The organism is Bradyrhizobium lupini (assembly GCF_040939785.1).
GTDB classification, from domain to species: domain Bacteria; phylum Pseudomonadota; class Alphaproteobacteria; order Rhizobiales; family Xanthobacteraceae; genus Bradyrhizobium; species Bradyrhizobium canariense_D.
In genome coordinates this window covers 4,753,449-4,773,793 of record NZ_CP162553.1, presented here as the reverse complement: position 1 = coordinate 4,773,793, position 20,345 = coordinate 4,753,449, and the positions used below count along the sequence as shown (strand labels likewise).

General features: G+C 64.1%; 21 protein-coding genes and 1 pseudogene. 7 read left to right on the top strand and 15 right to left on the bottom strand.

From position 1 onward, the window contains the following. Positions 1-26: 26 nt before the first annotated feature. Complete coding sequence (locus tag AB3L03_RS22570) at positions 27-344, bottom strand: ribbon-helix-helix domain-containing protein (protein WP_018453472.1); 318 nt, start codon at positions 342-344, stop codon at positions 27-29. 264 nt (positions 345-608) lie between these two features. On the opposite strand from AB3L03_RS22570, the gene mutL reads away from it, so the two are divergent. Then, positions 609-2,420, top strand: a complete 1,812-nt coding sequence (gene mutL / locus AB3L03_RS22565) for a DNA mismatch repair endonuclease MutL (protein WP_018453471.1) — start codon at positions 609-611, stop codon at positions 2,418-2,420. A gap of 9 nt (positions 2,421-2,429) precedes the next feature. On the opposite strand, the gene rsmD is transcribed toward mutL, so the two are convergent. Together rsmD and AB3L03_RS22555 are read right to left on the bottom strand one after the other, a co-directional pair. Beyond that, entirely contained in the window at positions 2,430-2,984 is a 555-nt protein-coding gene (gene rsmD, locus AB3L03_RS22560) for a 16S rRNA (guanine(966)-N(2))-methyltransferase RsmD (protein ID WP_085350089.1), read from the bottom strand. A 2-nt stretch (positions 2,985-2,986) separates the two neighbouring features. Then, a complete protein-coding gene (locus tag AB3L03_RS22555; protein WP_368507060.1) occupies positions 2,987-5,146 on the bottom strand; it encodes a pseudouridine synthase in 2,160 nt (719 codons plus the stop codon). Positions 5,147-5,266: 120 nt separating this feature from the next. On the opposite strand from AB3L03_RS22555, the gene AB3L03_RS22550 reads away from it, so the two are divergent. Continuing rightward, positions 5,267-5,725 (top strand): nucleoside deaminase, encoded by a 459-nt coding sequence (locus AB3L03_RS22550; RefSeq protein WP_368509066.1) that lies wholly within the window; start codon positions 5,267-5,269, stop codon positions 5,723-5,725. Here AB3L03_RS22550 and AB3L03_RS22545 read toward each other — a convergent pair. Further along, positions 5,722-6,627 carry an alpha/beta fold hydrolase gene (locus AB3L03_RS22545; RefSeq protein ID WP_368507059.1) on the bottom strand — a complete coding sequence of 302 codons (906 nt, stop codon included), beginning with the start codon at positions 6,625-6,627 and terminating at the stop codon, positions 5,722-5,724. The two genes, AB3L03_RS22550 and AB3L03_RS22545, sit on opposite strands and share 4 nt — an antisense overlap. Positions 6,628-6,797: 170 nt before the next feature. Next, a complete protein-coding gene (purD, locus tag AB3L03_RS22540; protein ID WP_204512385.1) occupies positions 6,798-8,081 on the bottom strand; it encodes a phosphoribosylamine--glycine ligase in 1,284 nt (427 codons plus the stop codon). Between the two features lie 152 nt (positions 8,082-8,233). Here purD and AB3L03_RS22535 point away from each other — a divergent pair, with 152 nt between their 5' ends. Continuing rightward, complete coding sequence (locus AB3L03_RS22535) at positions 8,234-8,830, top strand: hypothetical protein (RefSeq protein ID WP_368507058.1); 597 nt, start codon at positions 8,234-8,236, stop codon at positions 8,828-8,830. A 98-nt stretch (positions 8,831-8,928) separates the two neighbouring features. After that, a complete protein-coding gene (locus AB3L03_RS22530; RefSeq protein ID WP_204512387.1) occupies positions 8,929-9,465 on the top strand; it encodes a transposase in 537 nt (178 codons plus the stop codon). Between the two features lie 167 nt (positions 9,466-9,632). Here the strand turns inward: AB3L03_RS22530 and AB3L03_RS22525 are convergent, their stop codons facing one another. The 6 genes from AB3L03_RS22525 to AB3L03_RS22500 all read right to left on the bottom strand — a co-directional run bounded on the left by AB3L03_RS22525 (position 9,633) and on the right by AB3L03_RS22500 (position 14,788). Continuing rightward, positions 9,633-9,998 (bottom strand): response regulator, encoded by a 366-nt coding sequence (locus AB3L03_RS22525; protein ID WP_018453464.1) that lies wholly within the window; start codon positions 9,996-9,998, stop codon positions 9,633-9,635. Then, complete coding sequence (locus tag AB3L03_RS22520) at positions 9,991-12,171, bottom strand: PAS domain S-box protein (RefSeq protein ID WP_018453463.1); 2,181 nt, start codon at positions 12,169-12,171, stop codon at positions 9,991-9,993. Before AB3L03_RS22520 ends, AB3L03_RS22525 begins: the two co-directional genes overlap by 8 nt. A 256-nt stretch (positions 12,172-12,427) precedes the next feature. Next, complete coding sequence (locus AB3L03_RS22515) at positions 12,428-12,607, bottom strand: hypothetical protein (RefSeq protein ID WP_018453462.1); 180 nt, start codon at positions 12,605-12,607, stop codon at positions 12,428-12,430. A 320-nt stretch (positions 12,608-12,927) separates the two neighbouring features. After that, the gene (locus tag AB3L03_RS22510) at positions 12,928-13,227 is read right to left on the bottom strand and encodes a transcriptional regulator (RefSeq protein WP_204512389.1); all 300 of its coding nucleotides are present in this window, start codon (positions 13,225-13,227) and stop codon (positions 12,928-12,930) included. After that, the gene (locus AB3L03_RS22505) at positions 13,227-13,781 is read right to left on the bottom strand and encodes a hypothetical protein (RefSeq protein WP_204512390.1); all 555 of its coding nucleotides are present in this window, start codon (positions 13,779-13,781) and stop codon (positions 13,227-13,229) included. The genes AB3L03_RS22510 and AB3L03_RS22505 overlap by 1 nt, the downstream gene beginning before the upstream one ends. After that, positions 13,778-14,788 carry an alpha/beta hydrolase gene (locus AB3L03_RS22500; RefSeq protein WP_204512391.1) on the bottom strand — a complete coding sequence of 337 codons (1,011 nt, stop codon included), beginning with the start codon at positions 14,786-14,788 and terminating at the stop codon, positions 13,778-13,780. The genes AB3L03_RS22505 and AB3L03_RS22500 overlap by 4 nt, the downstream gene beginning before the upstream one ends. Before the next feature lie 137 nt (positions 14,789-14,925). Here AB3L03_RS22500 and xseA point away from each other — a divergent pair. Next, positions 14,926-16,547, top strand: a pseudogene (gene xseA / locus AB3L03_RS22495) (exodeoxyribonuclease VII large subunit). Positions 16,548-16,810: 263 nt separating this feature from the next. Here the strand turns inward: xseA and AB3L03_RS22490 are convergent. Continuing rightward, on the bottom strand, positions 16,811-16,960 hold the full coding sequence (locus tag AB3L03_RS22490) for a hypothetical protein (protein WP_368507057.1): 150 nt from the start codon (positions 16,958-16,960) through the stop codon (positions 16,811-16,813). A 280-nt stretch (positions 16,961-17,240) separates the two neighbouring features. Then, positions 17,241-18,065 carry a dienelactone hydrolase family protein gene (locus tag AB3L03_RS22485; protein ID WP_368507056.1) on the bottom strand — a complete coding sequence of 275 codons (825 nt, stop codon included), beginning with the start codon at positions 18,063-18,065 and terminating at the stop codon, positions 17,241-17,243. Positions 18,066-18,240: 175 nt separating this feature from the next. On the opposite strand from AB3L03_RS22485, the gene AB3L03_RS22480 reads away from it, so the two are divergent. After that, positions 18,241-18,468: a DUF2093 domain-containing protein gene (locus tag AB3L03_RS22480; RefSeq protein WP_007596922.1), complete on the top strand. Its 228-nt coding sequence runs from the start codon at positions 18,241-18,243 to the stop codon at positions 18,466-18,468. Between the two features lie 16 nt (positions 18,469-18,484). Here AB3L03_RS22480 and AB3L03_RS22475 read toward each other — a convergent pair whose 3' ends face one another. Next, positions 18,485-18,790, bottom strand: a complete 306-nt coding sequence (locus AB3L03_RS22475; protein WP_368507055.1) for a hypothetical protein — start codon at positions 18,788-18,790, stop codon at positions 18,485-18,487. A gap of 493 nt (positions 18,791-19,283) precedes the next feature. Here AB3L03_RS22475 and AB3L03_RS22470 point away from each other — a divergent pair, with 493 nt between their 5' ends. After that, on the top strand, positions 19,284-19,478 hold the full coding sequence (locus AB3L03_RS22470; RefSeq protein ID WP_166517610.1) for a hypothetical protein: 195 nt from the start codon (positions 19,284-19,286) through the stop codon (positions 19,476-19,478). A gap of 327 nt (positions 19,479-19,805) precedes the next feature. Here AB3L03_RS22470 and AB3L03_RS22465 read toward each other — a convergent pair whose 3' ends face one another. After that, on the bottom strand, positions 19,806-20,141 hold the full coding sequence (locus tag AB3L03_RS22465) for a GYD domain-containing protein (protein ID WP_007596925.1): 336 nt from the start codon (positions 20,139-20,141) through the stop codon (positions 19,806-19,808). Positions 20,142-20,345: the final 204 nt, after the last annotated feature.

The following is a 20,345-nucleotide window of genomic DNA, read 5'->3' as shown; positions in this document are numbered from 1 at the left end:
TGGCCTTCGCCAGGACGACACCAGGGCTATTCCGCTGCATCGAGGATGGGCGCAACCGTCGTCTTGAACGCCTGCACCGGCGCTGCCGTCTTGGAGCGGTAGATCAGGCAGGAGCAGCGCAGCAACGAAGCGAAATTGTTGACCTCGCCGTGATGGTCGAGCACCTCGGTGTAGAGCGTCGTCAGGAACTTGCCGACGCTCATGTTCTCCTTGGCCGCGATCTCCTCCAGCGTGTCCCAGAATGCCATTTCCAGCCGGATCGAGGTGCAATGCCCACCGATCCGCAACGAGCGGGTCTGGGATTCGTAGTCGCCTTGGGGCTGATGCGCGAAGAGATGGCACATGGCGTCCTCCCGTCCTGTTGCCATTTTTTCGCGATGCTACACCGCAGCCCGGTACCCCACAATCGGGACGGCAGCCGAAGATCGATCCATCCCGGTTGCGCGATTTTCTCGAACGTCCAATCCCATCAATGCGATAGATAGCCCTTTTCCCCAGCCCGCCACGTTCCTGTTGCCCAACACATGCTTTTGACGCAACACGGCCTAGAATGGCGTTCTCCGCGAATCCAGATCGAAGCCCAAGATCAAAGCCGAAAATCGAGTTTCATGCCCGTCCGCCAATTACCCGAACAGGTCGTCAACCGCATCGCCGCCGGCGAAGTGGTCGAGCGTCCCGCGAGCGTGGTCAAGGAACTGGTCGAGAACGCCATCGACGCCGGCGCGAGCCGGATCGACGTCTTTACCGATGGCGGCGGACGCCGGCGGATCGGCATCACCGACGACGGCGGCGGCATGACCGCCAGGGACCTGTCGCTGGCGGTCGAGCGTCACGCCACCTCCAAGCTCGACGACGAGGACTTGCTGCAGATCCGCACGCTCGGATTCCGCGGCGAGGCGCTGCCCTCGATCGGCTCCGTGGCGCGGCTTGCCATCACCACGCGGCATGCCAGCGAGCCGCACGCCTGGGCGCTCAATGTCGAGGGCGGCGAGAAATCCGAGATCATGCCGGCGGCGCTGGCCCACGGCACGCGGGTCGAGGTCAACGACCTCTTCTACGCGACGCCGGCGCGGCTGAAGTTCTTGAAGACCGACCGGACCGAGGCGGAAGCGATCCGTGAGGTGGTGCGGCGCCTCGCGATGGCGCGACCCGAAATCGCTTTCACGCTCGCGGGCGAAGAGCGCGCGCCGGTGACCTGGGCTGCGGCGCTGCCCGGCGTCGCCGGTCGCCTGACCCGTCTCGGCGACATCCTGGGGGCGGAGTTCCGCAGCCATGCCATCGGGGTCCATGCCGAGCGCGAGGGCGTGGTGGTCGCCGGCTATGCCGCAGCGCCGGCGCTGACCAAAGCCAACGCGCTCGGGCAATATCTCTTCGTCAACGGCCGCCCGGTGCGCGACAAGCTGATCCTAGGGGCAGTCCGCGGGGCCTATGCCGACTATCTGCCGCGCGACCGCCATCCGGTGCTGGCGCTGTTTGTCACGCTCGATCCGCGCGAGGTCGACGCCAACGTGCATCCGGCCAAGACCGAGGTGCGGTTTCGCAACGCCGGCCTGGTCCGCGCGCTGATCGTGCACGGATTGAAGGACGGGCTTGCGCGGGAGGGCCGGCGCACCGCCGCCAACAGCGGCGAAAGCGCGCTGTCCTCGTTCCGCCCCGCATTCACGCCGCGCCCGGCAAGCTGGGACTGGCGCCAGTCGCCATCCGCCCCGGTCGCGCCGATGCCGTCATTCGACGGTGCCGCCGTGCCGGCCTTCGCCGAGCGCGCACAGGCCGCGTTCGATGTCGGCGCACCCAGCGCGGACGTGCGGATCGAATCCCAGCCAGTCAGTGACCTGGTCGACCGCCCGCTCGGCGCTGCGCGCACCCAGATCCACGAGACCTATATCGTCTCGCAGACCCGCGACGGCCTGATCATCGTCGACCAGCACGCCGCGCATGAACGCATCGTCTATGAACGGCTGAAGGCCTCGCTGGCGGCCAACGGCGTGCAGCGGCAGATCCTGCTGATCCCCGAGATCGTCGAGATGGACGAGGCCACGGTGGAGCGCCTGCTCGAGCGCAGCGAGGAGCTGGCGTCGTTCGGCCTTGCGATCGAATCCTTCGGCCCCGGCGCGGTTGCGGTGCGCGAGACGCCGTCGCTGCTCGGCAAGACCAACGCCGGCGGCCTGTTGCGCGATCTTTCCGAGCACATGGCCGAGTGGGACGAGGCGCTGCCTCTGGAGCGCCGCCTGATGCACGTCGCCGCCACCATGGCCTGCCACGGCTCGGTGCGCGCCGGCCGCAGGCTGCGACCGGAGGAGATGAATGCCCTGCTCCGCGAGATGGAGGACACCCCGAACTCCGGCCAGTGCAATCACGGCCGGCCGACCTATGTCGAGCTGAAGCTGTCGGATGTCGAGAAGCTGTTCGGGCGACGGTAACGTTCGAAATTACGGCCGCTTCAAAAACACGAACTCCGTGTCGTCATAAGCGCGCCGCTCCAATTCCTCGAAGCCTTCCGGCGTGACGAACTGCGCAGCCTTCGCCTCTTCCACCACGAGCAGCGCGCCCGGCGTGAGCCAGCCCCCGTCGCGCAAGCTCGCAAGCGCCTTCTCCGCAAACCGTTTGCCATAGGGCGGATCGAGGAACACCAGCGAGAACGGCTCGACCGGATGCGCAGGCCCGAGATCGGTGGCATCACGGCGATAGACTTTTGTCACGCCACCCAGGCCCAGCGTCTCGACATTATTCCGCAGCAGGGCGCGCGCTTCCGCGCCGTTGTCGACGAACAGCGTGAACTTCGCGCCGCGTGAAGACGCTTCGATTCCCAGCGCACCGGTGCCGGCGAAGAGATCGAGCACGCGCGCATCCGCAATCGGATCGTCATAGGCGTGCACGAGGATGTTGAACACGGACTCACGCAGGCGGTCCGCCGTGGGGCGGATGTCGCGCGAGGACGGTGAGGCCAGATTGCGCCCCTTCAATCGACCGCCGACGACGCGCAACGTCAGTCCTCCTTCGGCGCCAGATCGCGCTTGCCGTGATAGCCGCGCTTGGGACGGCGCGGCGGGCCGTAGCCGCTCGCCTCAGCCTCGTTGCGCTCGCGCGCTTCCTCGCTGCCGGTGCGTTGCACCAGCACGCGGCGGCCCTTGCGGTCGTTGATCACGCCGCGCTTGGTCGCCGGCTTCTTCTCGCGCGGCACGTCGTCGCCCTCATGCGAGGCAGATTTCTGCGGCACGTCGAACTGCGCACCCGATTTCTCGATGATCTTTTCGCCGAGCTGGTCGCGCAGCACGCGGGACTTGATCTCCTCGACCTGGCCCTCGGGGACCTCGCCGAGCTGGAACGGGCCGTAGGAGACCCGGATCAGCCGGTTCACCTCGAGCCCGAGATGAGCGCAGACGTTGCGCACTTCGCGGTTCTTGCCCTCGCGGATCGCGAAAACCAGCCAGACATTCGCGCCCTGGTCACGCTCCAGCGTGGCGTCGATCGGACCGTATTTGATGCCCTCGATCTCGATGCCGTTCTTCAGCTCGTCGAGCTGCGCCTGCGTGACGTCGCCATGGGCGCGGACACGGTAGCGGCGCAGCCAGCCGGTGTCCGGCAGCTCGAGCGTGCGCGCGAGCCCGCCATCATTGGTGAGCAGCAGCAGGCCCTCGGTGTTGAAGTCGAGCCGGCCGACGCTGATCAGCCGCGGCAGACCTTCGGGCAGATTGTCGAACACGGTCGGACGGCCCTCGGGATCGTCATGCGTCGTCATGAGGCCGCGGGGCTTGTGATAGAGGAACAGCCGCGTGCGCTCGCGCTCCGGCAACGGCTTGCCGTCGACAGTGACGACATCGTTCGAGGTGATGTCGAGCGCCGGCGAATTGATGACACGGCCGTTGACGCTGACGCGGCCCTGCGTGACCATCTCCTCGGCATCGCGGCGCGAGGCGAGGCCCGCGCGCGACAGCACCTTGGCGATACGCTCGCCGGCCTTCTTCGGCTTGGTCTCTTCCTCGCGGCGCGGCCGCCGCTCGGAATCACGATCGCGCTCGCGATAGGCGCCGCGACCGCCGAAGGCCGGACGCTTCTCGAAGATCCTGCTCTCGTCCTCGTTTTCGCGGCGTGGACGATCGCCGGAACGCGCTTCGCTGCGGGGATGCTCGTGCCAGTCGGAACGGCCCTCGGAACGCTCGCGCGGACGATCGAATTTCGGGCGATCGCCGCCGCGATCGAACCTCGGACGATCATCGCGTGGACGATCGAACTTGGGGCGATCGAATTTGGGCCGCTCGCGGAACGGACGATCACCCGATGGACGATCGTCGCGCGAACGGGAAAAGCGCGGACGGTCTTCGCCACCGCCATGCCGATCGTCGCGCTTCTGCCAGGGCTTGTCCCCACCGCGGTCGCTGCCGCCAAAATCCTTGCGCGGACCCTTGCTGAAGTCCTTGCGCGGCGGCCGGTCGCCGCGAGGCGCCGCATCGCGCTTCTGCCAGGGTTTTGAATCGCTGCGCTCGCTGCGATTGCGGTCCGGTGCGCCGCGCGAAAACTTCCGCTCGCCGTCGAACTTGCGTTCCGGACGGTCGCCACGCGGCGCGTAAGGTCGCTTGTCGCCAAACTTCGCGTCACCGGTTCGGCCGGCCGGACGGGAATCGTCGCGATCCCTGCGCGGCGGACGGTCATCACGCCCATAGGACGGGCGATCACCGCGCGGCTTGAACGGCCGCTTGTCGCCATCGCGCGAGGGGCGATCAGAAAATGGGCGGTCACCACGGGGCTTGAACGGGCGCTTCTCGCCGTCGCGCGACGGACGATCGGAAAACGGACGGTCTTCACGCGGCTTGAAGGGACGATCGCCGCGCGGCTTGAAGCTGCGCTCGCCACGATCCTCGCCGCGCGGCCGGTCTTCACGCGGCCGGTCTTGGCGATTGAATTTCGGGCGTTCGCTGAAGTCGCGGCGCGGGGCATCGCCCTCCTCGCGGCGGCGGAATGATGGACGGCTGTCGCGGTCGCCGCGGGGCGGGCGGGCGTCGCCTTTGTCCCCGGGAGGGCCGCGCTTGGCGAACTTCTTGTCGGGTCCGCGTGGCTTGCCGGAGCGGCCCTTGGCGGGGCCGCCCTTGGCCGGGCCGCGATCACGCCGGCCGCGGGAATCGTTGTCTTTGTCGCTGTCGCGAGGCATGAATAATCTCACTCAGGGGATGGCCAGAAAGCATTGTGCGCGCTCGTCTCGAGCCGCATGCTCAGGCAAATTCGGTCAAGCACTTCTGCTGAAGGCGCAGCTACTAGCAGGTTTCTCGCGATGATACGAGGCTTGAAAGCCCCCTCTTTCATGGATTTGGCGCTCAAAACGGCCGAAAACGCCGGAAAGGCGGGCGAAGTTCCGATCGGATGCGTCGTGGTCCGCAATTACGAGGTCATCGCCACCGCGGCGAACCGGACGCTGACCGACTACGACCCCACGGCGCATGCAGAGATCGTGGCGCTGCGCGAGGCGGCCAAAAAGATCGGCAGCGAGCGTCTGGTCGACTGCGACCTCTACGTGACGCTGGAGCCGTGCACCATGTGTGCGGGCGCGATCTCGTTTGCAAGGGTGAGGCGGCTCTATTACGGCGCCGCCGACCCCAAGGGCGGCGCGGTTGAATCAGGTGTGCGGTTCTTCACGCAGCCGACCTGCCATCACGTCCCGGATGTCTATTCCGGGGTCGGCGAAAGCGAGTCGGCGCGGATGCTGAAGGACTTCTTTCGCGAGCGGCGCTAAGGCGCGGCAAAGAACTCGCGCAGCGCCTTCGCGGTGACGCCGGGATTTTCCTCGGTGAGGAAGTGGCCGGAATCCACCGGCATGCCGTCCACGTTCGTCGCCCATTGCTTCCAGATGTCGAGCGGGGTGGCGGCGGCTTGCGCCACGCCGGCATTGCCCCACAGCGCCAGCATCGGAATGGTGATCTTCTTGCCGGCCTCGAAATCGGCCTTGTCGAGATCGTAGTCGAAATAGGCGCCGGCGCGATAATCCTCGCACATCGCGTGGACGCGGGCGAGATCGCGGAACGGGGCGATGTAGTGTTCGAGCGCACGCTTGTCGATCGCATCGAGCGTCTTCGATTTGGTCTGGCTCGCCATCTTGAAGCGCAGGAAGAACTCGCCATTGCTCGCGACCAGCGTCTCCGGCAGCGGATAGGGCTGCGCCAGAAAAGTCCAGTGATAGATCTTCAGCGCATAGGCGCGGTTCATCCGCTCCCAGTAATTGTAGGTCGGCAGGATATCGAGCACCGCAAGCTTCGACAGCCGGCCGGGATGATCGAGCGCCAGCCGATACGAGACGCGGCCGCCGCGATCATGGCCGGCGAGCGCGAAGTGCACGTGGCCGAGGCGCTCCATCGCCTCGACCATGGCCTTGGCCATCGCGCGCTTGCTGTAGGGCATGTGCAGCGCGTCGCTCTCGGGCATGTCGGACCAGCCATAGCCGGGCAGATCGGCGATGATCAGCGTGAACCGGTCGGCCAGCTGCGGCGCCACGCGGTGCCACATCACGTTGGTCTCGGAGAAGCCGTGCAGCAGCAACAGCGGCGGTCCCTTGCCGCCGACGCGGGCGAAGATGCGGCCGAAGGAGGTGTTGATCCATTCGGAGGCGAAGCCGGGATAGAGGTCGGCGAGATCGGACATCTTCTGCATCCTTATCTGTCAGCGTGGGATCTGCTCGGTCTTGAGAATGCCCCAAAACAAAAAAGTCGAAAAACAACCCCATGCACAGTAGCTAAGTCCAACAGCCGCCTACACAAATTCGGAGTGCCGACGGGCACGGCGGAAATTGCGCGCGCGTGCGAAAAAGCGTGTCAGCCCTTGGACTTCTCGGCGTCCACGGCCTGCCAGCCGATGTCGCGGCGGCAGAAGCCTTCCGGCCAATTGATGCGGTCGACGGCCTGGTAGGCGCGCACCTGCGCTTCCGTCACGGTCTTGCCGAGCGCGCAGACATTGAGGACGCGGCCGCCATTGGCGAGGATGGCGCCGTCCTTCTCGACCGTGCCGGCGTGGAAGATCTCGGCGGTCTCGACCTTGGCGGCGTCATCGAGCCCCTCGATCCGCGTGCCTTTCTGGTAATCGCCGGGATATCCCTTTGCCGCCATCACCACCGTGAGCGCGGCCTCCGGATGCCAGCGCAGGTCAAAGTTCTTCAGCTGCCCGTCGCAGGCGGCGAGGAAGGCCGGCACGATGTCCGACATCATCCTGAGCATCAGCACCTGGCACTCGGGATCGCCGAAGCGGACGTTGAACTCGAACAGTTTTGGCCCTTGCGTCGTCAGCATGATCCCGGCGTAGAGAATGCCGCGAAACGGCGTGCCGCGCTGCTTCATGCCTGATACCGTCGGCAGAATGATCTTGGCCATGATCGCGTCATGGATCGCCGGCGTGACCAGCGGCGTCGGCGAATAGGCGCCCATGCCGCCGGTGTTCGGGCCGACGTCATGGTCGAACACGCGCTTGTGGTCCTGCGCGGAGGCCAGCGGAATGGCGGTCTCGCCGTCGCACAGCGCGAAGAAGCTGATCTCGCGGCCCGGCAAGAACTCCTCGATCACGACCTCGGCGCCGGCCTCGCCAAAGGTGCCGTCGAACATCATGGCGATGGCGTCCTCCGCCTCGCGCACCGACTTGGCGACGACGACGCCCTTGCCGGCGGCAAGACCGTCGGCCTTGACCACGATCGGCGCGCCCTGGCTCTGGACGTAGGCACGCGCATCGGCGGCGTTGGTGAATCGCTTGTAGGCGCCGGTCGGAATGCCGAATTCGGTGCACAGCGCCTTGGTGAAGCCCTTCGAGCTTTCGAGCTGGGCGGGGATCCTGTCCGGCCCGAACGCCTTGATGCCGGCGGCGGTGAGGTCATCGACGATGCCGGCCGCCAGCGGCGTCTCCGGGCCGACCACGACGAGCGCGACCGCGTTCGCCTTGCAGAACTCGATCACGGCGGCATGGTCGGCGATGTCGAGCGCCACGCATTCCGCCTCGCGCGCGATCCCGGCATTGCCCGGCGCGCACCAGAATTTGGTCACCAGGGGAGAGGCCGCGATCTTCCACGCCAGGGCATGTTCGCGACCGCCGGAACCAAGCAGGAGAATGTGCATCGAGGGCTCAGAAATGAGGGATTTGCTGGGGGCGGAGGTCGCACGAATCGGGGCCGGGCTCAAGGGGGCGGCGCCCGAACTCCCCGTCATTCCGGCGCTCGCCGCTGAGGCGCGAGCCCGAATTCATCGGGACCATACGCAGACGACCAGCGATGGGATTGACCGGCTCTCCTGCTCTCAAGCTCAACTTGCTTACCCAAATCCTTCAAGATGGCCATCTCGTAGATGACGCGTCCCTTGTCGAAATCGCCAGTGCCATTGTGGCGGCACGTTTGCCGGACAATAGTTGGGTACGTGGACACATCAAACAAACGCTAAGTGGTCTCGGTTCTTCGTCTATATGGAGCTTGTATGCCCAAATCTGGCTTGCTTCGAAGTACTCATCGAACGATGAACTCATGGCAATAATTGACACGAAGGCCTCCATGTGGGGAAGCAACGAGCATCTCACTCGATTAGTCGCAGGAATGTTTTCCAGATTTGTTGGCTCTCCGCTTCAATCAAAGTTTGAGGCAATACTTCGCAAGGCAGGGGGCTTTGCTACCTCAAGTGTAACGCAGTTTCACCGCCAGCTTGCTAATACCGTTGCTGGCTTCACAGCCATCAGAAAGTTCATCGTTGCTCACAACACTTCACTTCCAAATCGCATTTCGCACGCAAAGTTTTTGATGCTCCTCTCGCTCCTTCGGAACGCGGGCATTGCGCCGGTGGCAGTAACCCAGTTGAAAACCATCACGCAGTCGCTCTAACGGACCCATTTTACGCTCACCTTGTACCGTAAGCAGCCCGTAGGATGGGTTGAGCCCTTGCGAAACCCATCGCACTTGTTTCGTGGTAACGTCCCGTCATGACCGCGTACCGCCGCAACTTTCTTCCGGGTGGGTGCTTCTTCTTCACGGTCAACCTGGCGGAGCGGAGGCTAGCGTTGCTGACGGATCATATCGGGTTGTTGCGCACGGTGTTTCGTGAAACGCACCGACGCCATCCATTCACGATCGATGCCATCGTGGTGCTCCCTGATCACCTTCACACGGTGTGGACGTTACCAGAAGGTGATGCCGATTTTGCAATGCGCTGGCAGTTGATCAAATCCACCTTTTCCCGCGGTCTGGCGCGCAACGAGAGGATATCCCCAAGCCGCGCGGCCAAAGGTGAACGGGGCATCTGGCAACGCAGATATTGGGAGCATACCATTCGCGACGAAACCGATTTCGCGCGGCATGTAGACTATGTTCATATTAATCCGGTCAAGCACGGGCTCGTCGACAGAGTCCGTGACTGGGCGCCCTCCTCGTTTCATCGCCACATAAAGCTCGGCAATTACCCGGCCGATTGGGCCGGCGATCAGTCGGATGACGGCCGCGATTTCGGAGAACGGGGATAGAGAAGCGATGGGTTCGCAAGGGCTCAACCCATCCTACGAGCTTTGTACCAGTAAAGCAGCGTTGGCCCCTTGATGCCTTGGACCCCGGAGAATCGTACTCGCTTTCGGCACCTGCACACGGCGCCCGGATCGGCATCCGACGCAAGGGAACGCGCGAAGCCGTCCTGCTATGGGAGCGCCAGAATCGCCCGCAATTTCTCGTTCAACTGATCGATAGAAAACGGCTTGCCTATCGCGGGCGAACTGTTGAACTCCTCCTCGAGCGGAGGTCCGCCGTAACCCGTGCTGAACAGGAAGGGAATCCTTCGCTCCCGCAAGATGCGAGCTACCGGGAAAACAAGTTCGCCAGCCAGGTTCACATCAAGGAGCGCCAAATCGAACGATGCCGTCGTCGCGAGTTCGCACGCCTTTTGTACGTGGGCTGCTGAGGCAACGACCTTCAAGCCCAGTTCCTCAAGCATATCTTCGAGCATGAGGGCCACAAGGCCCTCATCTTCGACCAGGAGAACCTTGGCGCCGGACAGCTCAACCATTGGACGCTGCAGGCATAATGGGAAACACCATGCGGCAGCGAGTGCCCTCCGGCTCGAATACCAGATCGAACTCACCTGCGAGATCATGCTCGACGCAACGTTCCATCAACCGCGTGCCGAAGCCGCGCCGCTTTGGAGGCGTAACAGGTGGTCCGCCACGTTCGTGCCATTCGCAATCCAGCACGGCTTGCGAGCGCTCGCCGGCGCTGATCCGCCAAGTGAGCGAAACTGATCCATTCGGCACTGAGAGTGCGCCGTACTTCGCCGCATTGGTCAGAAGCTCGTTGAGCACCATGGTGATGCTCAGTGCCATGCGGGCGTCTAGCTCAACGTGCGGCCCGCTAGTCAGCACCCGTCCGCCCGACATCGGAGCGACGATATCGTGGACGAGCTTTTCGAAAGGCGTATCCTGCCAGTTTCGCTTCGTCAGCAGGTCATGTCCGCGGGCGAGCGCAAGCAGCCGTCCCGTGAAGGTCGGCAGAAATTCCTGCAGATCGGCGGCGTGACGGGCGGTCTGGTTCGCCAGAGATTGCACCGTGGCCAGGGTGTTTTTCACACGGTGGTTTAGTTCGTCGATGAGAGCCTTTTGAGCGTTCTCGGCGTTCTTCCGCTCGCTAATGTCGACGAGCATGTTGATGGCGCCGACCAGATTGCCGTCCGCGTCGCGCAGCGGCGTTGGAAAAGGAATAAACGGCACGCGTCTGCCGTCTGGACGTTCGGCCACCGCTTCGGCACCGCGAACCGGCCGGTTTTCGCGCAGCGCAACAGCCATCGGGCATTCATTGTGCGGCAGCGGCGAGCCGTCGGGCCAATAGAGCTTCCAGGTCACACACCATTCGTCGCCTGGCTGCGGCGTTCTGCCCGCCATCTCGACGGCAGCCCGATTGAAGAAATTAATGCGCCCCTTGGCGTCCGTCGTGTAGATGGCTGCTGGCAACGCCTCGAGGAGATCGCGCATGCGCTGCTCGCCTTCACGCAAGCGATCCTCCAGTTGCTTGGTGGTGGTGACATCCTGAGCGACCCGCACGCCATAAAGGAAGCAGCCTTCCGAATCCCGCACCGACGAACTGAAGATATCCAGATGGCGAACGGACCCGTCAGGCCGTAGTACACGCTTGCGAACCGTGTAGTTCTCGATGTCGCCGCGGACTTGCCGCGCGTACAGTTCGGCATCTTCGGTCTGATCGTTGGAATCGGTGTAGTCGAGGAAGGTCATCCCCAACAGTTCGTCGCGTTTGCGCGCGGTGATGCGGCAGAGGGAATCATTCACCCGCAAGAAGCGACCGTTCTCGTCGGTCTCCGAAATGCCGACGCTGGCGGCCTCATAAGTCGCCGCAAGCCGCGCCTCACTTGCTTGCCGTGCCTCTTCGGCAGCATGCAGTTCGGTGACGTCGGTCGTGAAGCAGCGCGTGTTGACAAACTTGCCGTCCACAATGCGGCTGTTCGAGGTAATCAGGACATGCTTGATCGTGCCGTCGCGGGCGCGCAGCCGGGCAGGGTAGCGCTGCAGCGGCTCACCGCACGAAAGACGCTGGAGAATATCGCCAATCACGGGAGCGTCGGCGTGGAACTCGGCGACATGACGCCCGATATACTCCTCGGGCCGGTACCCAAGCAGATCCAATTCGGCCTTATTGGCGCGAATGATAATTCCCTCGCCACTGACGATGTGAAGGCCCACCGCGCCATTGTCGAAAAAGTCCTGCAGATCCTGCGTCGTGCGGCGGACTTCCTCCTCGACCTGCTTGCGTCCGGTGATGTCCTGGAAGCAATTGATGGCGCCCTGGATGCGACCAGAAAAGTCGCGCAACGCCCGGATGTTGACCATGGCCGTGAAGCGAGAGCCATCCGGCCGCGCCATTATCACTTCGGCATTGCGCGTCGGCGTTCCCGCGCGAACGGCGGTGGCCATGGGGCAGTCGGCATGCGCGAGGGGAGTTCCATCCAGCAGGTAGAGCTGGTGTGAACCGCAGAAGCGCTCCCTCCCGACATCAGGTGTGCGCCCCCACAGCACCACAGCCTCCGCGTTATAGGCGACCAGCAGCCCCTCCGCGTCACAGAGATAGACTGCGCCCGGAATGGCATCGAGCGCGGCAGCGCCGGCCGCAACCAGGGCCTCGAACTCCGTGGGGCGGTGCCGGGCGGAGAGTGGGAATTCTTCTACGTTCGACATGCGGGTGCCCGGCTCTCGGGGGCGAGAGGAACGACGACCCGATACGAGCGTCGTTCGTGCAATAAACATGGGCGGACGCCCCTCCGGCCCGCCGAACTGCTCTTAACGCATCACGGGCCCCTTGGTTCCCCCGTAGGTACGGGTTCGCGAGGGTCCGCTAATGGCGGTTATCGGCGTCAGGACAAGCTGATGAGCATGTCCGCTAAGCGCCGCCTGACCGGGGACATTGCATGGCCGCGACCGCCACTGAGCGGCGTTACTGTCTTGTGTGGTGCTTGAGAACAGTGACGCGCCGATCTCTGTGCCACACTTCTAAATCGTGGCCGTCGAGCAGCTGTCTCGCTTTGGCTGTGGCCTCGTCGTCGTTGGCGCAATCGATCTCATGAACGCCGCTGATCCGCCCGTCCTCGCCCATGATATAAGCGCGGTAGTCCATCGCACGCCTTCCCCGTTGGGAACATTTTACCTCCCAGTTACGGGCGCGGCCTTAACATAGATTAATCGATGTCGTGGGTGCCTCAATCGTCGCAATGAGCTTCTGGCACTTGAAGATGCGGACATTTTGAAGGAGCGTGTATCGAGATAGCTTTGGACCCGCAGCAATCGGCCATCGCAATGCCGGCAATCCCAAATTGATATGGACTATCGTTGTACGGGCGAGCCTCGCAGGTCAGCTTCGGGTCACAAGCCATCGATCATGCCCGAGGTGGGGAGACTTCCGCTTTGCGTTAGTAAGCCGACGTTTATGAGTACGTCCTACCCCTGCTTCCCCGCAATAATCTCCTGCAGCGTCGCCACATGCCGCGCGAACGCTCCGCGCCCCGCAGCGGTCGCGGTCACCGTGGTCTGCGGCTTCTTGCCGACGAAGGCCTTCTCCACCGACACGTAGCCTGCCTTGGCCAGCGTCTCGATGTGCGCGCCGAGATTGCCGTCGGTCGCGCCGGTGAGCTTCTTCAATCGCGAAAACTCCAGGCCGCCGGTGCCCGGCAGCGCATTCAGCGCCGCCATGATCTTCAGCCGCAACGGCTGGTGGATGATGTCGTCGAGCTCGGCCATCAGATCCGCCGCATCCAGAGGCCGCCGAGGATCAGGCCTCCGCCATTGACGAAGGCCATCCAGAGCGGAAACGCCTCGCCGATGTAGAAATAACCGATCAGCGTCAGCGCGGAGATGCCGAGACCGATCGCCATGAAGGCATAGCCGAACCAGAGACCCGCCAGCGAATAGAACAGCATGAAGTAGAGCGGCCAGAACGTGCCCAGCTGGCGCGGACCGAAATGACCGAGCACGTTGGTGCAGAGATAACCGAAGGCGAAGAACAGCACGAACACCAGAAGCAGTCTGACGTTGAAAGCGGTGCCATGGGAGTGATGCGGCGGATTGAAAATGCGCAGCACCACCAGACCGCCGGCGCCCAAAACGTCCACGGCAACCCAGGCGTAGCCCGCATAGACCGGCCAAAGCCAGGTCACGAGATTGCCCGCGAACACCAATGCGCCCCACCAGACGGCGGCGTGGCTCGCCAGCTCATAGAGCTGCGATTGCTTCACGCGCTGGACGATGTCGTCGATATCGGCCAGCGCCGCGGAGGCTTCCTTGCTGTCGATCATGACTGCCCTGTCCCGCGCGTCGTCACATCGTCGGCGATGACCGAGATCGCCTTCGGGTTGGTGACGATGCCCATGTGGTTGATGCCGTCGATGATCTTGACGTCGACCGATGGCTTCACCGCCTGCACGGTTTCTGCATATTTATCCGAGATCATCATCTCGTCCTCGGCGCCGCCGAAGATCGTGACCGGACGTGTCGCCGCCGGAAGATCGAGGCGATAGCCGCGCGTCGCGAAATTGCGCGTCAGGCGGTCCGAATAGGTGGCGACGAGATATTTTGCCGAACTCGCGGGCACGGCGAGCGCGAGCACCGGAAGCTGCGAACAGCAGTCGATGCCGATCTTGCGCAGCGTGGCCAGCGCGAAGAAGCGCGGCAGGTCGACATTGGCCCAGCCGCCGGCATGCGGCTTGTTGGTCGGCGCGTCATAGCCGAGATAGGGTGCGAGCAGCACGGTGCGCACGAACATGTCCTGCATGATCGGCGTCGCGGCGACGCGCAGCGAGAAGCCGGCGCCGGCGGAATGGCCGATCAAGGTGAGCGGCAGCTCCGGTGCGGTCTTGCGGATTTGAGCGACGAAGTCGACGAGGTCGTCCTCGAGCTGGCCGACATAGCCGATATCGCCGCGCGTGCCGGATCCACCATGGCCGCGGATGTCGAGCGCCCAGGTCTCCACGCCCCGCGCGGCGATGGCATGGGTCAGGGCATGATTGACGGTGCCGCTGGAGCCGGACGAGCCGTGGATGAAGATCGCGCCACGGCCGGTTGCAAGACCATTGGCAGCGTAGTGGCGGAAGCCGATCCAGGTGCCGTCGCGGGCCTGGAAACGCTCGAGCGGAGGCAGTGTGGACCAATCGATGCCCTTGGCGGAGTCGGAGACCGATCGCATCTCCGGCGGCCGCTCCAGCGGCGTTGCGATCATCACGGCCAGGATCAGCGCCACACCGCCGACCGCACACAGAGCCCATTTCAGTCCGTTCAAAACGCCGCGCAGCACTCGAATTGCCATGATCCACTCCCCTTAAACCGATCAACTATAGAGGACTCTATACTGCAGAGTACTCTTTTGGTCAATACGCGGATTGGCGCGGCGCTGCAAAAATCCTTAACGTCGGGTCTGATCCCCACATGCCGAATCGTTTGCCGATGCCGTCAGCGGAACCCCTGCTCAACACTCCCGAATTCACCGTCTCGGAGCTCTCCCAGTCCCTGAAACGGACGGTCGAGGACACCTATGGCCATGTCCGGGTCCGCGGCGAGATCTCCGGCTTCCGCGGCGCGCATTCGTCGGGCCATTGCTATTTCGCGCTCAAGGACGAGAGCGCCAAGATCGAGGCGGTGATCTGGAAGGGCGTGCACGGCCGCATGCGCTTCAAGCCCCAGGAGGGGCTCGAGGTCATCGCCACCGGCAAGCTCACGACCTATCCGGGCTCCTCGAAATACCAGATCGTGATCGAGGCGCTGGAGCCGGCCGGCATCGGCGCGCTGATGGCGCTGATGGAGGAGCGCAAGAGGAAGCTCGCCGCCGAAGGCCTGTTCGACGAGGCGCGCAAGCAGCTTTTGCCGTGGCTGCCGGAGGTGATCGGCGTGGTGACCTCGCCGACCGGCGCCGTAATCCGCGACATCCTGCATCGGCTGGAGGACCGCTTTCCCCGCCACGTGCTGGTGTGGCCGGTGAAAGTTCAGGGCGAAGGCTCGGCCGAGCAGGTCGCGGCCGCGATCCGCGGCTTCAACGCACTGCCGGAGGGCGGCAAGGTTCCGCGCCCCGACGTGCTGATCGTCGCGCGCGGCGGCGGCTCGCTGGAGGATCTCTGGTCGTTCAACGAGGAGATCGTGGTCCGTGCCGCGGCCGAGAGCATGATCCCGCTGATCTCGGCCGTGGGGCATGAGACCGACATCACGCTGATCGATTTCGTCGCCGACAAGCGCGCGCCGACGCCGACGGCGGCGGCCGAGATGGCGGTGCCGGTGCGCAGCGATCTCTTCGTCGAGGTCGGCGATCTCGGGCGACGCACCCGGTCCTGCTGGCAACGCGGCCATGAGAGCCGCCGCAGCGAGCTGCGTGCCGCCGCGCGCGCCTGCCGGCCGCCGGCGATTTGCTGGCGATCCCGCGGCAGCGGCTGGATTCGGCGGGTGCGTCCCTGCCCCGCTGCCTCAAGGCCAACACCCACGCGCATTTCCGAAGGTTCACCGCCGCAGGCGCCAAGCTGACGCTGCGGGTGCTGCACGGCCAGATCGCGCAGGCTGATCATCGCCTCACCGTGTGCGGCGAACGGCTCGGCCTATCCGCACGCTCGCTCTTGCGGCGGCGGCGCGACCGCTTTGCCGGGCTGGAGGTGCGCTTGCGTGCCTCAAAACTGTCCAATGCGCAGGCGCAGCGCAACGCGATTCACCGCCAGCGCGAGCGCACGCATCGCCTGGCCGAGCGCGCGGGCCGCGCGCTGGTGACGCTGTTGCAGCGGCTGGATGCCCGCATCGAGAACAGCGGCAAGCTGCTCTCCGCCTTGTCCTATCGCGGCGTGCTCGCGCGCGGCTTTGCCCTGGTGCGGGACGAGGCCGGCCATCCGCTGCATTCGGCGAATGAGATCGGTCCCGGCGCACGGGTCGAGATCGAGTTTGCGGATGGCCGTGTCGGTGCGACCGCGGATGCGGATCGGCCCGCGGCTGCAGCGAAGCGCGCGCCGGCGCAAGCGAAGCCAGCCGCGCAGGACGCCAAGCCTGCGCCGAAGCGCGTGGGCAAGCCGGTGGATCAGGGGAATTTGTTTTAGGCGGAGGGCGGCGTTCCACCCTGGCTGTCATTCCCCGCCTTGTGCGCAATTGCGCACAGGAGCGGGAATCCAGTACGCCGCGGCTTCTCGATCCATCACAACCGCCTCGGCGTACTGGATCGCCCGGTCAAGCCGGGCGGTGACAGTGAGTGTGTGGGACGCGTGTCACGAACTCGCTGTCGTGGCCCGCATGAGCGTAGCGACATGCGGGAGCAGCGGCCCCGGATATCGCTACGCTCATCCGGGCTACAAGACTGCGCGTCTCAGCGGCAGGACAATCCCGCGTCGATCGTGGTCCAGAAGCCGCAATGTTCCGGCGCGCGTTGCGGCGCGCCGGCATGGGCTTCAAACAGGAAGACCGCGACGGTGAAGACGATCAGGGCGGAGGAGAACAGGACGGAGCGGTTGCGCATGGGATTGCGTTTAATCGACATCGTGGTCAAATGATGGCGTCGTTTCGAAATGAAACCATCACGGCGCGCGATCCGTAGAGTCACGGTCGGCCATTTTCCGTGCAGGGCGGTGGTCGATGCGGGGTTGTCCGCTGTTGTTCCCTCGGGCGGCCCCGCCTTCGCTTCTCACGAGCTACGGCGCGGCGAGCCCGCTCGCCACATGTAGCCCGCATGAGCGCAGCGACATGCGGGACAGGCCTACCCGGATATCGCTACGCTCATCCGGGCTACGGCACTGCCATCACCGTGCCAGCCACTCTGCGACTTCCTTCTGCGACGCCGCGCGCGCTGCCGCATCGGTGCCGAGATGGCCGTGCTCGGGCGCGGCGGCGTCGGTGCTGCCGCTCGCTGCGTGCAGCGGCGTGTTGGCGCGGTCGAAGTCGTGATAGGCGCCGGGATAGACCACGATGCGCGCGAGCGCGCTGCGGCCATGCGCACCATCGACCATCTGGCGGCAGGCCGGCGGCGACGAGACGTCGTCATTGCCACCGATCAGCACCAGCGTCGGCACCCGTGTGCTCCACCCGAGGCCGGCGGAAATCCTGCAGTCCGGATAGAACGCGATCGCGGCGCGGAAATCCGGACCCGTCTCGCGCGCAAGGTTTTGCGGACGCACGGCCCAGAGCAGCGCGCTGGCGCCGTTGGCCCACCCCATCAGGCTGACGCGGTCGCGCGCAACCCAGCTCTGCTTCATCAGCCACGCGCGCGACGCCGCGATGTCGGTGACGCGTTCGCGCCGCGCCTTGACGTGGATCTCCTTGACGCGGCATTGCGGCCCGAGCTCGCGCGAGCCGTAGCTGTCAGGGAGCAGGACGGCGTTGCCGGACTTGAGCAGCCGCTCGGCCCATTCGCGGTAGCGCGGCAGGACGGAATCGGAATGGCCACCGAGGCCGCCGCAGCCGTGGAGCGCGATCACGGTCGGAAACGGCCCCGTGCCCTCGGGCTTGTAGAGCTGCGCATGCAGCACGCCGGACGCCAGCGGAATCTCGACCGGCTGCGGTGCCGGCGAGCCGTGCGCGGCCGAGATCAGGAACGTCAGGAACAGGGCGGTGAACGGAAGGCGCATCGAACTTTGCCGTTGGATCCTTCGCTCAAGCACTATCATGCGGAAACGCCGCCAAAACATCACAAACCGGTGGGTTTACCGGGCGGACAAGCCACCCTATCTGTGCTACATCCCGTCCAACACATCGTGCCCTCCCATGTGATCCCGGAGCGGCCTTCCACGGAGACTTTCGACCGTGCTGAACAAGTTCGGCCCCTCGGGCCATGGCGAAGCCCAGGTGCAGTATCTCGACGGCGATTTCCGCGTGATCTCGCCGGGGACCTTCGTGCGCTGCGCGATCACCGATACGCGCATCCCGCTCGACGAGTTGAAATATTGGAGCGTGGACCTGCAGGAAGCCTACGCCACACCCGCCGCCGTGCTCGAGCGGCATTACCCGGGCGCGCCCAAGCCGCAAGCGTGAGGCCGCGGCCGCGCGTCTATCGCTGCTCCGCGCCATCCGCGCCCACGCAGGTCTTGATGAAACTCTTCCTGGTCTCGCCGACGATCTTCTGATCGATCGCCTGCTTCAGGCAATCGAGCCGCGCCTGCGCCATGCAGAGCTGCATCTGGTCGCGCTTGTCCTGTCCCTTCAGGCTCGCCGTCGCGGAAAGACACGTCACGCGCTTGGTCGCGGGGACCGACACTGTGGCGGTGGACGCCGCCGGCGGTGCCGTCTGTGCAAACACCGGCGCAATGATCAGACCCACAAGACTGGCGGCAACGGCGGCGGACGGCAACTTCATCGCATTCTCCTGAGCGTCTGAAAACGATAGGAGCTTGCGATGAATGGCGCCTGAATGGCAGGCTGCTGTCGATGGGCAAAGCGCAGCTGCCCTGCCGGCATAGCACGAGCGGTGCAGCTTTTTCACGAGGCATGTTCGGACGCATCAGAAATGCTGCTCTCACAGCCGAGATGATTTCCGTTATGCCAATCCGCGTTGCATCGAAGAGTGCTTGCACTCCATGGTTAGTTATTTCGCGTTGTGGTTGGATTCTTTGTTGCGATTGGCGCTCTTAGGTTGTTTGACGAAGTCTTGGTGAAACAAAGCGCCGCTATGCTTCATCTTAGGTAATTGGCCCTGATCTTTTTATCGCACAGACAATCAAGTCAGCCAAACGGCCACTGAGCTCTGGAATTGGCGCCGTCTGTGAACGGGCTCATATCGAAGAGCCATCTGTCGGGCTACGATCACCTCGAAAATTTGCGGTGGAATATCTGTAAATCGAAAATCAACGATGGGGGTGATCATGCCCACCATATTAGACCTGCTCTATCGTGAATATTGCCGCGCCCGCCTCGCTGAAATGCGGAAACAGCTTCTGATCGCAGCTGAACGCTTTGAAGGTCTCGACGCGCATCATCATCCGGATCAGGGTGATGATGAGAGGACGGACGCACAACGCAAGACCGGTCGCCGCGCGCCGAATTGAAGCGGCCCGAGACCGGCGATCTCTCCCCGTAGCAGTGACCAAGCAGTTGGCAACAGTTTGGGAGGCAGCAATGAATACACCCGAGTACTATACCGCCATGGTGGCCTGCGTCTCGTGCCTGACCATTATCGGATTGATGGCCGTTGGGGCGTGGTGAGCATGATTGACTGCTGAACGCCGCGGACGCAGCACGCACCGGACAGCATGGTTCGTCAACGCAGGCTGGAAGGCCTTCGCCTTGCCTCGGTTGCAGACGTGCTTCTTGCTGTGAGGTGAGCGTTGCCGCCGCTTCCTTCGACTGCGGCGGCTTCGCTTTAGATCCGGATGTCAGCTTCCGGGCGGAGTATACGAAGAACGCAGCTTCGCCGCGTTCTGGCGGACCTGCTTGATCTCGTCCTGCGTGAACAGCCGCGTCAGTTTCACGTTCTGCAGGGTGCCCGCCGTGACGGTCAGGCCGGAGATGGCCGGAGCCGCACCCGGATCAGGCACATCGAAAATCACCAACACGCCTGGGCCGTCGGCCGCAACGCTGAACATCGAAATCAGCTTTCCGCCGGCCGCTTCGATGAGTTTTCTTGCCGCCTCCTGACGATCGGTCTTGGGGTTCTCCAAAATGGCATTGAGAGCGCGGGGTGTGTATTGTCCGGTGAGGCAAAAATGCATGGCATGTTCTCCTCTGGGTTTTTGGCAATGACTTTCCCTGCCGTTCCGAACTCGTCGTTACGGCCGCTGCATCTGAAATGATGAAGGTACTGCCCGCCGTGGGCATAAACGCCGTCGATGATTTCCGGGAGTTCGGCACGTCCCGGTGACGGCTCTCATGCGAGGGCTACATCAACTCCCGAACGTGCGGAAGGAAATTCATCA